Source organism: Anabaena sp. PCC 7108 (genome assembly GCF_000332135.1).
Classification (GTDB): domain Bacteria; phylum Cyanobacteriota; class Cyanobacteriia; order Cyanobacteriales; family Nostocaceae; genus Anabaena.
In genome coordinates this window covers 2,495,890-2,509,149 of record NZ_KB235896.1, presented here as the reverse complement: position 1 = coordinate 2,509,149, position 13,260 = coordinate 2,495,890, and the positions used below count along the sequence as shown (strand labels likewise).

At 41.5% G+C, this 13,260-nt stretch carries 8 protein-coding genes; 2 read left to right on the top strand and 6 right to left on the bottom strand.

Annotated features, from left to right (window positions below; all coding sequences use genetic code 11):
• Nucleotides 1-249: 249 nt before the first annotated feature.
• Nucleotides 250-2,742, bottom strand: coding sequence for a heavy metal translocating P-type ATPase (locus ANA7108_RS0112065; RefSeq protein WP_016951047.1), 2,493 nt, complete (start codon nucleotides 2,740-2,742; stop codon nucleotides 250-252).
• A gap of 141 nt (nucleotides 2,743-2,883) precedes the next feature.
• On the opposite strand from ANA7108_RS0112065, the gene ANA7108_RS0112060 reads away from it, so the two are divergent.
• Nucleotides 2,884-3,285 (top strand): helix-turn-helix transcriptional regulator, encoded by a 402-nt coding sequence (locus ANA7108_RS0112060; protein ID WP_026104140.1) that lies wholly within the window; start codon nucleotides 2,884-2,886, stop codon nucleotides 3,283-3,285.
• Between the two features lie 292 nt (nucleotides 3,286-3,577).
• Here ANA7108_RS0112060 and ANA7108_RS0112050 read toward each other — a convergent pair whose 3' ends face one another.
• The 4 genes from ANA7108_RS0112050 to ANA7108_RS0112030 all read right to left on the bottom strand — a co-directional run bounded on the left by ANA7108_RS0112050 (nucleotide 3,578) and on the right by ANA7108_RS0112030 (nucleotide 10,031).
• Complete coding sequence (locus ANA7108_RS0112050; protein ID WP_016951045.1) at nucleotides 3,578-5,134, bottom strand: NAD(P)H-quinone oxidoreductase subunit N; 1,557 nt, start codon at nucleotides 5,132-5,134, stop codon at nucleotides 3,578-3,580.
• Between the two features lie 225 nt (nucleotides 5,135-5,359).
• Entirely contained in the window at nucleotides 5,360-7,066 is a 1,707-nt protein-coding gene (locus tag ANA7108_RS0112045; RefSeq protein WP_016951044.1) for a PAS domain-containing sensor histidine kinase, read from the bottom strand.
• Between the two features lie 353 nt (nucleotides 7,067-7,419).
• Nucleotides 7,420-9,318, bottom strand: a complete 1,899-nt coding sequence (locus ANA7108_RS0112035; RefSeq protein ID WP_016951042.1) for a CheR family methyltransferase — start codon at nucleotides 9,316-9,318, stop codon at nucleotides 7,420-7,422.
• A gap of 98 nt (nucleotides 9,319-9,416) precedes the next feature.
• On the bottom strand, nucleotides 9,417-10,031 hold the full coding sequence (locus ANA7108_RS0112030) for a chemotaxis protein CheB (protein ID WP_016951041.1): 615 nt from the start codon (nucleotides 10,029-10,031) through the stop codon (nucleotides 9,417-9,419).
• A 343-nt stretch (nucleotides 10,032-10,374) separates the two neighbouring features.
• Here ANA7108_RS0112030 and ANA7108_RS0112025 point away from each other — a divergent pair, with 343 nt between their 5' ends.
• Nucleotides 10,375-11,439, top strand: a complete 1,065-nt coding sequence (locus tag ANA7108_RS0112025) for a D-alanine--D-alanine ligase family protein (RefSeq protein ID WP_016951040.1) — start codon at nucleotides 10,375-10,377, stop codon at nucleotides 11,437-11,439.
• A gap of 328 nt (nucleotides 11,440-11,767) precedes the next feature.
• Here the strand turns inward: ANA7108_RS0112025 and glgA are convergent, their stop codons facing one another.
• Nucleotides 11,768-13,180: a glycogen synthase GlgA gene (gene glgA, locus ANA7108_RS0112020; protein ID WP_016951039.1), complete on the bottom strand. Its 1,413-nt coding sequence runs from the start codon at nucleotides 13,178-13,180 to the stop codon at nucleotides 11,768-11,770.
• Nucleotides 13,181-13,260 lie beyond the last annotated feature (80 nt).

Genomic DNA, 13,260 nt, shown 5'->3' with positions numbered 1-13,260 from the left:
ACAATCTGTTTATTTGCTGGATTTATGCGGTCTGACGCACCCTACAACAGATTTTTAGTGTGACACTTGCGTAAGTCCTAATATACTCAAAACCGTTAGGATATGGACTTTTGTCAAATCACGAAAAAACCAGATTTGTAAGGGTTTAGCACTGCTAAACCCCTACCCGCAGAATCAAATAATTAAGCCGTGTTGAGTATATAATCACCGCGTCAGCCTCAATTATCCCCTTAGCAACGCCGGAAAGTTTTAAGGTAGTTTAGCTCTAAACAGCCGCATCCCATTCGCCGTTACCAACAAGGAACTGCCGGTATCAGCTAAAACTGCAACTGCTAAACCGACAAACCCGAATGTGGCTAAAAGTAAAAATAGTGCTTTTGTTACCAACGAAAAGACAATATTTTGTTGAATTATCTTGACGGTACGGCGACTCAAATCAACAGCTGTAGCGAGTTTTCTTAAATCACCACTAACTAGTACAACATCAGCTGTTTCCAACGCCATATCTATTCCACCTACCGCAAAGCTGATATCCGCAGCCGCCAAAGCTGGAGCATCATTTATACCATCACCTACCATACCCACAATCCCAGAACGGCGCATTTGTTGAATTATTTGCAGTTTATCTTCTGGTAATAGTTCTGCTTTATACTCTTGAATATCCAGCTGTTGAGCAATTTGCTGGGCAACCTGAGTGCGATCGCCTGTTAACATGACTAAATGTTGTAATCCTTGCTTTTTCAACAATCGTACAGTTTCCCCAGCCTCCAAGCGTAAACCATCAGCTAGGGATATCACTCCTAATAAACCCTGACTATTACCGACTAAAACTGGAGTTTGTCCCAAATTTTCTATCTCACCCAAAAGAGATTTCGCAGCTAGTGATAAACTGATGCCTTGATCCACAAATAACCGCCGATTGCCCACAAAATACTGCTTTTCGCCAACATTTGCGGCAATACCTCTACCAGGATAAGCTGTAAAATTCTGGGGATTCTCTAACTCTATTCCTTGCTCTCTGGCTTTTGCAACTATCGCCCTAGCTAAAGGATGTTCAGATTGTTGTTCCAAAGCAGCGGCGATGAATAATATCTGCGTTGCACTCGTTTCCCCCAATTCCTTAACCTGAAGTACTACGGGTTCACCTTGGGTCAATGTTCCCGTTTTATCAAAAGCAAGACTGGTGAGTTTTCCCGCAGTTTCCAAGCTATTACCACCCTTGAATAATATGCCTTGACGGGTGGCTGCACCAATAGCACTGACAATGGATACGGGGGTAGAAATCACCAATGCACAGGGACAAGCAATTACTAATAAAACTAGCGCTCGATAAAGCCAAACATTAAAGGATTGACCAAATACCAAGGGCGGAATTAAGGACAGAGCGATCGCACTGACAATGACAATGGGTGTGTAAACTTCGGCAAACTTATCTACCCATTGCTGGGAAGGTGCGCGGCTTGATTGGGCAACTTCGACTAAATGAACAATTTTCGCCACTGTTGTGTCAGCAGCAGTATGTGTGACTTTTACTTCTAAAAAGCCAGTTTGATTTAATGTTCCCGCAAAAACGCGATCGCCTATTTCTTTATCTTCAGGAATAGATTCTCCTGTAATTGGTGATTGGTCAATTGCTGAATTTCCAGATACTACCACTCCATCTAAAGCAACTCGCTGTCCTGGACGAATTGTCAGAATTTCCCCAACTTGAATTTCTTCAACCCGCACACTTACTTCCTGAGAACCCCGCTTCAGGGTTGCAGTCGGTGGAGTCAAATTCATCAAGTTACTAATAGCATTGCGGGTACGACTGAAGGTGAAAATTTGCAGCGTTGTCCCCAAGGAAAATAGAAAAATCACCAACGCCGCCTCAAACCAGTCTCCTAAAATTACTGCACCAATCACCGAAATTGTCATCAGCAAATTCATATCGGCACGGCGCAAGCGTAACTCCATCAGACCTGCTCGTGCAATAGGAAATCCAGCTACGATAATACCAACGCCATAAAAAGCTCGTACAATCCAAATCGGTAGCGCCAAATACTGAGTTATCAAACCCAGAACTAAACCCACTCCTGCTAAAATTACACTTAATCCTCGGCGGTTGTGAATCCAGAACTTCCAATTTGTCGGGTCTGTATTCTGAGTTTGCTGGCGAACTGAATGAGGGTGTTGGTGTTCGTGCTTGTGGTCATGAGAATGGGAATGGCTGTGATTTGTGGAAGCCTCATCACTTTGCTCAACTGTGTAACCTAAAGCTTTAATCCGGTTATAAATTGCCGTTTCATTAATTTGCTGAGGGTTATAGGATATTTCCGCTCTTTGGGTGGCAAAGCTGACCGATACCTCCAAAACACCTGCTATCTCCTGCAAACCAACCTCAACAGTCTTAGCACAACTACCGCAATCCATGCCGCCAATCATAGTTTGTAGGCTTTGAGTTGAAGCCACATCGACATGATGATCGTGGTCGTGAGAGCATGAATTACTGTGATTATGGGTAGCCGCTTCATGACTCTGCTCAACTGTGTAACCTAAAGCTTTGATGCGGTCAAAAATTGTTTTCTCAGTGACTATCTGTGGGTCGTAGGATACTTTAACTTTTTCTGTCCCAAAGCTCACAGATACTTCCGTCACGCCGCTTAACTGCTGCAAGCTGACTTCAATTGTCTTAGCACAACTTCCGCAGTCCATGCCACCAACCTGCAAAGCTTGAGTTTTAATTGAGGGAGTTTGAGTCATAGCAGCTTTACAAAAAAGGCTACAAAGTTAACTGTCAATATTCTAATACAACAATTGAACAACTGTTCAACTATTTAATCAGTACATTTTTAGTTAATATGAATATTGATATTGATTACCATTGCTGCGAACCAAAAAGTGATGAATAAGCGAAATTCAAAGTCAGAAAACGAGTTACTACAAAGTGCTGATGCCACGCCCACTTGTGAAACTCATTTGATACATCTAGATAATGTCCGCTTAACTCAGTCACAAATCCTACCTACAAATAAAGCGCAGCTGATGGCAGAAATCTTTGGGGTATTAGCAGATCCAAACCGTCTGCGTTTACTATCTGCTTTAGCAAACCAAGAATTGTGTGTTTGCGATTTAGCAGCGTTGATGAAAATGAGTGAATCAGCAGTTTGTCATCAACTAAGATTATTAAAAGCCATGCGTTTAGTCAGCTATCGTCGAGAAGGACGAAATGTTTATTACAGTTTGGCTGACAGCCACATTATTAATTTATATAGTTCTTTAGCAGAACACTTGGATGAAGTTTAGATTTTAGATTTTAGATTTTCAATTGCTTAATCTTTATCTGTGTTTATCTGCGTTTATCTGCGTTTATCTGCATTTATCTGCGTTCAATTATTATTGATACTGTATTCTATGCAGCTATTAATTTGGTAATAGCAATACCCTGTCCAAATTGGGAAAAGCCTTGATTTGTAGGTTGGGTTGAAGGATGAAACCCAACCCATTTGTTGGGTTGCGCTATCGGTTAACCCAACCTACAGAAAATGGACAAGGTATTGTAATAGGTAATTGATATTTTCAATTACCTTACCGAGAATTACTCTGCTTGTTCAGTGATAATTGCACTTGCTTGAGTACTGGCAATTTTTTCAGCTTGCAAAATGGGAGTATTCGCAACAGAATTATTTGCTAAGGTAAACAACGGATTTGACAAAATTCCCGCTACAGTAGTAGCGATTAAAGTTGCTATCAAACCCACTTGTAAAGGTCTAAACCCAGGTAAATTCCAACGGATTTCGGGATAATTTTTCACCACGTCGGACATTTCTTGGGGTTCTTTGACTACCATCATCTTAACTACACGAATGTAGTAGTAGATGGAAACAACGCTGGTAACTAAGCCCAGCAAGACTAACCAGTAAAGACCGGCTTGCCAACCTGCCCAGAATAGGTAAATCTTCCCAAAAAACCCTGCTAGTGGGGGAATACCACCCAAGGATAAGAGAGAGATGCTTAATGCTAAAGTGAGAAGTGGGTCTTTTTGATACAAACCTGAGTATTCGGCTATTTGGTCAGTTCCTGTCCGCAAAGAGAACAGAATCACGCAAGTAAAGCCGCACAGGTTCATGAACAGGTAAACCAGTAGGTAAAATATCATACTGGAATATCCGGCATCAGTCCCAGCAATTAAGCCAATCATCACAAAACCTGCTTGGGCAATGGATGAATAAGCTAACATCCGTTTCATGCTGGTTTGGGCTAGAGCAACGACGTTACCCAACACCATACTCAACACTGCAAGGGCAGTGAAAACAAACCTCCATTCGTCAGCGACGAGGGGGAAAACTACCGTCAATAAGCGGATAGCGAGAGCAAAACCTGCTGCTTTGGAACCAACGGATAAAAAGGCGATTACTGGGGTGGGAGCGCCTTCATAAACGTCTGGTGTCCATTGGTGGAAGGGGGCAGCGGAGATTTTGAAACCAATACCTGCAATCACGAAAACGAGGGCAATTACAAAACCTAAAGATTGACTGACGTTAGCGGCAGCGATACCATTAGCGATCGCACTCAGTTCTGTTTGTCCACCGGATAAACCATACAGCAGTGATACACCGTACAAAAATACTGCTGTACTGGAAGCTCCAATTAACAGATATTTCAGCGCTGCTTCATTAGAGCGAGGGTCACGCTTGGTATAACCTGTCAACAAATAAGAGGAAATACTCAGTGTCTCTAGGGAGATGAAAATCATCACCAACTCACTAGCACCGGATAAAAACATTCCTCCCAAAGTCGCAGTCATCAAAATGGCGATGAATTCTGCTAACGCGGTGCCACTCTGCTCAATGTAGCCAATTGACATCAGTATTGTGACAACGGCAGACAGAGCAATGATACCGCGAAAGATAATACTGAGGTCATCTCCATTAAAGCTACCAGTAAAGCCGATAGGATTGGTAGCATCCCATTGGAAGCATAGGGCGACAATTGCAGTTAGCAAACCTGCGATCGCTAGATATCCAATCCAGCGTGAAGATGTACGCCCCAAAATCAAATCCACAATCAAAACCCCCAAGAGGGTGATAATTACAATCCCCTCTGGTAAAATCGTTCCAGCATTTAACTGGGATGCAATATTAGCAAAATCCATGAGTTGTATAGGTTCTGGCGATTAGATATTAAGGCTAACTCTGTTCATTCTATCTATAGTTCTTAACCAAAATTGCATTTATCCGTATATTTTAAACTCTCAGATGCTGGTTAGAGATTCAACATAAATAATTGTAATTATATACATAGAGATACACAATGCTTTATTGTGGCCATAAACATTGAAAAATTTCTCTCAACTAGTTAAATTTTTCCACATCTATCCTCACGTCACTGACTGTTCTATTGTGGGTAAGAACACCTGAAATTTTGTCCCTTTACTTACCTGACTCGATACTTGCACAAAGCCGTCGTGATTCTTGATAATACCTAAAACCGTTGACAGCCCTAGTCCTGTACCTTTGCCAATTTCTTTAGTTGTAAAAAAGGGATCAAATATGCGCTCTAAAAATTCTGGAGGAATTCCCGTTCCTGTATCTGAGATAGTAACAACGATGTAGCTTCCTGTTTTGGCATCAAGGTGCATTTGGGCAAAGGTTTGGTCAATTATGCGGTTTTCGGCTGTGATTGTGAGAATACCACCATTGGGCATAGCGTCACGGGCATTAACTACCAAATTCATAAATACCTGATCTAGTTGGGTAGGATTGGTTCGCACCATCCACAAAGTGTTTATAGGAATATCAATACGAACTTCAATAGATTTAGGAAATGTCTGGTTGATGACTTTCAGCAATTCTTGGAGCAAATATCCAGGGTTTAAAAGGATGCGTTTTCCTTCAGTACCATGAGCAAAGGTGAGAATTTGTTTAACTAAGCCAGCACCACGCTCGGCACTGGTTTCTATAGTTTTGAAAAGTTCTAGATTCTGCCGATCAGCATTTTTGAATCTTGAAGGCAAAAATTGGGCAATCATCAGAATGGGAGCAAAGACGTTGTTGAGATCGTGAGCAATGCCACTAGCTAGAGTTCCTATACTCTCCAACCGTTGAGAGCGGTAAAATTGTTGCTCTATTTGTTTTTTCTCGGTGATGTCGGTGTTGACTGCGAGAATGGATTGGGGTTTTCCAGATTCATCGCGTACCAATGTCAAACGACTAGCAACGATAATTTCTCTACCAGTTTTGGTGATTTGCTCTAACTCACCTTGCCAAGAACCTTGTTCGATAGTAGCCTTTAGACCTGCTTCCAGTGGCAATAATGATTCTTTGTAGAAAAGTTGATGAGTTGTTTTACTTAAGCTTTCTTCGGTCGTCCAACCATATAAGCGTTCAGCCCCTTGGCTCCAAAATAAAATCTGGTTTTCCAAATCGCAGACAAAAATAGCATCAGTAGCAACATCAATTAAAGCCGCTTGTTCACGGATTTTCCGTTCCGCCTGTTTGCGATCGCTAATATTTCGGAACAGCCAGCGTAAACTAGTTACTTTGCCTGTGCGATCGCGTTCAATAACTGCCGTCACTTCAGCCGGAAAGTCTGTGCTACCTTCATTGTGAAATATGTGTAACTCGGTGATGCGGATTTGACCTTCCTGTTGCAACTGCAACTTTAAGCTGCGAAAGTTTTGCCGTTCCTGTGGATGCACAAACACAGTCAGTGGTTTGCCAATTAGATAAGAATGACGGACATTGAGTAACTGAGCGGCAACATAGTTCGCTTCTTGGATTAAACCATCCACACCAGTAACTAAATAAGCATCGGGGGCAAAGTTGAATAAATCTAGGTATCGTTGGCGTTCAGCATCTACTTGCTGACGGGTAGCGATTAATTCCTCATTTTGTTGTTGTAGTTCTTCTACTAAGACGTTTAATTCTTCTAAAGAAATAGAAATTTCGGTGATCGCTTCACTTAATAGAACTGCATGAGAATCTTGCGATCTACGTTGCTCTTCTGGTTGATTGGCACGTTTTAACAGGTTATCTAGTCTTGTTTGCGCGATCGCCATCAGTTGTTCTAGATTTTGTTGTGTCATGATCAAAATGCTTCTATGGTTTAAGTCGATTGGCGCAAAAAAACCAAACTATGTGAAGAAAGATGACCTACGCTAAGTACTAGGACAGAATTAATTACACAATGTCATTGCGAATGGAACGCAGTGGAATGACGCAATCGCAAGGGCTGGGATTGCTTCGCTTCGCTCGCAATGACTGTAAATATTTTTGTCCAATTACTTAAAATCCTCTTTCCCCCTCCTCTCTGCCCCATCTTGAGCCTCCCCGCGTCTCCGCGTCTCCGTGTCCCCGCGTCCTCTTCCTCCCCATCTCCCCATCTCCCCATCCCCGCGTCCCCCTACCCCCTGCCTGATCCTAAGATAAATACGCCGACCTACTGATTCTGCTGCCTTCGTTCTTCAATATCTTCGCTCGACATCATACTGTTAACTGCTTCTACATCTGCTATCATCAAAACTGCTCCTTTCATATCTGTACCCAACATAGGAGTAATAGAAACGTAACATCTGATTTGTCTACCCCGACGGTTGAGCGCATTTAAAACCATTTCTTGAAATCCTTGTTTGTTGGAGAGAGTATCAAGAATGGGAGAGCGCAATTGCTCGATTGGTAAACCAATATCAAGGCTAAACAAGGAATGACCCAATACTTCATCGGTTCGCAACCCCCACATATCTTCGAGAAAATGATTCCAAACCAAAATAGTGAAATTTTGATCAATAACTAATATGCCTGTTTGTAGACTTCTGAGGATGCTGACTAAAACAACATTCGTTTTGTTTAGTTCTCTAGTCTTCTGGTTTAATGCGTCATTGATGGACTGTAACTCTTCGTTAGTAGAATTGACTTCTTCGTTCATTGTCTCCAATTCTTCATTAGTAGACTGGAGTTCTTCATTTGTTGTCTCTAATTCTTCATTAGTAGACTGGAGTTCTTCGTTTGTTGTCTCTAATTCTTCATTAGTAGACTGGAGTTCTTCGTTTGTTGTCTCTTGTTCTTGTTTAGAACGTTGTAGCTCTTCTTGAAGGTGAATATAACTAGTAACATCATCAAAGGTTATACTCACACCTAAAATTATATCATTAGTATCTAATAAAGGTTTAACTCGCACATCTAGAGATTGAATTTCAGTATTAGACAAATATCTCGTTACATTAGGTACGAATACGAAATGGCGCTCGTTATAAACCTGTTCAATCAGCGATCGCAATTCTAGGGGACGGTAAGATATTTCCAAATCTTGAAAAGGGCAATTTAAATCTTTATTTGAGAGATTGAATAAAATCTTGGACTGTTCGTTGAACATCACTAATCTATTATCAGTATCAACGACTATTTGAGCGATGGGTGTAGCATCAAAAGCTAAATCCCGCAGACGCACTTGCTTAGATAAAAAATAGCTCGATTCCTCTTGTCCCGAATTGGCCATAAATAAGGGACGATCACGCAGATTAGGTTGTGATGCTTTAGTAAAAATACGGTTCTTTAAGTCTAAAGGTGTAAACAGATTAGGATACATCAACAACATTTCCGCTTTACCCAAAAACAGATAACCTGTGTCTTTCAAGGCAAAATGAAACCCTCTCAGAATCCGCCCCTGAGTTTCCGAATTAAAATACATCAAAGTGTTGCGACAAACCAACAGGTCTAAGCGAGAAATTGGGGCATCTTGCAGCAAGTCATGACGACCAAAAATTACAGTCCGGCGTAAATCTTGCTGAAAGACATAACGATTATTGATGACTTCAAAATATTTTTTCTGTAGGTGCTGTGGTACTAGATGGATATCTTTAGCTGAATATGTAGCTTGCCGCCCTTGGTTGAGAGCTTCTTCATCTACATCAGTAGCATAGATTTTGACTCGATGGCGAAATTCCTCGAACCCCAACATTTCCGTCATCAGCATGGCGATGGTGTAAGCTTCTTCACCAGAAGCACAACCTGCACTCCAAATCCTAATTTTGTCAGTTTTTTTCTGGCCTTGGATGATATTAGGCAAAACTTTCTCAACTATGGCTTCCCAAGCTAAGGGATCGCGAAAAAAACTGGTGACATTGATTAAGATAATATTAAACAAATAATTGAATTCCTCTGGATGTACTTCTAAATAGTCTAAGTAACTTCCAAAGTCTTCTAAATTCAATGATTGCATTCGCTTGCATACACGTCGCATCAAAGTCGAATACTTGTAACCGGTGAAATCAAAGCCCCGATTTTGCCGCAAATATATAAGTAGATTTTCAAATTCAGGATCTTTTTCTATGTAATTCATAAAAACATCCGCAGTCAATCCATCAGTACATAAATCATTACCAGTCAGCGGATAAATTTGATTGTGGTAGATTCATCCTCTTGGTTTATTTTTTTTATTTAAACACCATGCATAACCAAACTCACCAGGGCTGGTGAGATTTCATTTAAGGGCAATATAAAATCCACATTACCACTTTCAATGGCCGAGCCTGGCATTCCAAAAAATTCAGCCGTGTTTTCATCTTGAACAATGACAGTACCCCCCTTTTTTTTCACTGCTTGTACTCCCATCGTTCCATCATTACCAGTACCAGTTAAGACAACAGCAATGGCACGGTTTTTGTAACTATCTGCAACTGATTCAAATAATAAATCAGCCGAGGGACGCAAGAAGTGTACCAATTCTGACTGTGATAAAGAAAGTGTGCCGTCACAGTTAACTAGCAGGTGGTGGTCGGGAGGAGCAAGATAAACTGTTCTTGGGGTAAGCTGATCTCCTTCTTCTGCTTGCTTGACTTGCAACGCGGTACGTCGATCCAGAATATCAGCCATGAGTGAAGGATGACGGGGAGCGAGATGTTGCACAATAGCGATCGCAGCTGTAAAATCTGCGGGTAATGTCGATAGTACGGCACTCAAAGCATTTAACCCACCTGCGGATGCTGCCATGGCCACAATATCAAAGGCGGCGTTATTAAAGTGGGGTAGATTATTCTCGGCATTGTCTGCCATTTTTTCAATCTTCTTTAAATATTACTGCCAACTATAGGAATCATATTTGATATTTGAAAATTTTTAAGCCCACCAAAACCAGTCTTAGGTGGGCATTGCCCACCCTACGTATATTTTAAAAATCAAATATTAATTCTATATATAGCCATCTTAAATCATTTATGAGAAAAAATCATAGTCATAAAGTTTAGTAATGTCAAAAATTTGACCATGAATTGATAGCTCAAATAAAGCCTTGACTTTAAACTGGCCTATGTTGTCACCCAGCTTAAAGAAGCATTTATCTAAGAAGTTGGATATCTTATGGTACGCTATCTGCTTTAGAAGTATCGAGGTAGAGAAGATGACTAAGCTGCGGGTGGGCTTGCTGTTTGGTGGACGTTCTGGAGAACATGAAGTTTCAATAATTTCAGCACGAGCGATCGCTAAAGCCTTAAGTGCAGAAGAAAATAGTAATAAGTACGAAATTCTGCCTTTCTACATTCAAAAAGATGGCTTTTGGCAAGCTGGGGAAACTGCACAGCAAGTTTTAACATCTGGTGTGGCTATGGAAAATCCCGCCGTTACACTTAATTTATGGCAATTTCCACCACAAACGGCAGAAATTGATCTGTGGTTTCCCATTCTCCACGGACCCAATGGTGAAGATGGTACAATTCAAGGCTTACTCACCTTAATGCAAAAGCCTTTTGTGGGTTCTGGGGTGTTAGGTTCAGCTACGGGAATGGATAAAATCGGCATGAAAACCGCTTTTGCCCAAGCGGGACTACCACAAGTAAAATATAAAGCCATAACGAGAGCGCAAGTTTGGTCAAATTCTTGTGTGTTTCCCAAACTCTGTGATGAAATTGAAGCAACATTGGACTATCCCTGTTTTGTCAAACCTGCTAACCTAGGTTCATCGGTGGGAATTACCAAAGTGCGATCGCGCCGAGAATTAGAAGCCGCCTTAGATAATGCCGCCACTTATGATAGACGGATTATAGTAGAAGCCGGAGTTGTAGCCAGAGAAGTAGAATGCGCCGTTTTAGGGAACGATAATCCCAAAGCTTCTGTAATTGGCGAAATTACTTTTGATAGTGATTTTTACGATTACGAAACTAAATATACCGAAGGTAAAGCCGATTTATTCATTCCTGCACATCTTCCAAAAGCAATTGTCGAGCAAATTCAAGAAATGGCATTACAAGCCTTTGCAGCCGTTGACGCTGCTGGTTTAGCGAGAGTAGACTTTTTCTATGTAGAAGCTACTGGGGAAATCTTAATTAACGAAATTAATACCTTACCAGGGTTTACAGCCACAAGTATGTATCCTCAACTTTGGGCAAATACTGGTATTCTCTTTCCCCAACTCGTAGATCAATTGATTCAACTAGCGATAGAAAGACATTCTACTGCCAAAATATAGCAATTGCCAATTTTATGTGAAGCTGCATAGAATCATGAAATTCATTGATTTATCTGCATTTACAGCGCTTCCTGCTGTTATGAGGTACAGGGTTTCATCGCCAAGCCTGTAGGGGCGGGGTTTCCCCGCCCTCGATTGTATTGCATTCGACCGATAACTGCTGTATCTGCGTATTTTTGGAGAAGCCACCCTAAGGATGTCTATATCTGCGGTCAATTAGTCTTGATCTCCTATTCTATGCAGCTTCATCTTAATCGGGTATAGCAACCGCCAAGACTCCGACTTCCTCACCGCGTCTCCCACTCTGCGCGTCCTCTTCTGTCACCTGCTATACAGCCTCGGTTAATATTGACTGTGGCTCTTCTTCTGGTAAACCGTAGATTGATTTGTACAGTTTATCGTATTGCTTGGCAGAACGATACCAACTGAAGTCCTGGTTCATACCGCGTTTTTGTAATTCTTGCCATTGCGGTTTGAAACGGAAACCTTCCCAAGCGCGAATCATGCAGGTAAAAAGGTCTAAGGGTTCATAACGGTCAAAGCAATAACCAGTACCTGCTTCATTTACTGGGTCGTAATGCGATACAGTGTCCACTAATCCACCTGTACGACGGACAATTGGTACAGAACCATAACGCAAAGCCATCATTTGACTGATACCGCAAGGTTCAAAACGGCTAGGCATTAAGAAGGCATCAGTACCAGCGTAAATGCGACGAGAAAGGGCATCGTTATACAGCAAATAAGTTGCCATGCGTCCAGGGTAGCGAGATGCGAGTTGCCACATTTGGGTTTCATAATAGCGATCGCCTGTTCCCAACAAGACAAATTGAGCATCTGTATAAGCCATAAAGCGGTCTAAAATTTGTAAAACCAAATCCAGACCCTTTTGTTCTACCAACCTACTGACCATGCCAATTAAGAAGGCACCAGAGTTAACTTCTAAACCCATTTCTTCTTGCAAAGCAATTTTGTTAGCTTTGCGTTTGTCTAGGGTATCGGTGGTGAAAGTTTGGGTAATGTATTTATCATTTGCGGGGTTATAAACTTCAGTATCTATACCGTTGATAATCCCTGATAACTTACTGCTAATAAAAGACAATAAACCTTCGATTTGTTCTCCGTAAGCAGGTGTTTTAATTTGCTCTGCATAAGTCGGAGAAACTGTATTCACCTTGTTGGCAAACTGCACTGCTGCGGCCATGGTGTTGTGTCCTTGCATATACCAGGGACACCAAGTAATTTTCTCCAAATACCAACGCCACGGACCTTGATATGCCAAGTTATGAATAGTAAAGACAGTGGTGATATCGGGAGATTGGTTTAACCATACTGGCAACATTCCTGTGTGCCAATCGTGACAATGGACAATTTCTGGCTTCCAGTAATTCCAGCAAAATTCCGCTGCACCATTGGAAAATAAGGTAAATCTCCAATCTTCATCTTCTCCACCATAAATCCGGCGGGGTAGAAAGACTGGATGTCCAAATAAATACAAGGGAACATCAGTACCAGGCAGAACACTTTCGTAAACGGCAAACTCCTGGAACATTGCATATCCACGCCATATCGGTTCTTTAGGAACCTCCATTTTGTCTGGGAGAAAGCCATAGTAAGGCAAAAATATCCGGACATCATGACCCATTTCTCTTAAGAATTTGGGTAATGCACCTACAACATCACCCATTCCGCCAACTTTGGCAATGGGGGCAGCTTCTGCTGCAACAAATAAAATTTTCATGGTGATTAGTAATTCGATTTTGGATTTTGGATTTTGGATTTTGGATTGATTAACTCAAATCTCAAATCTCAAATTTTTGT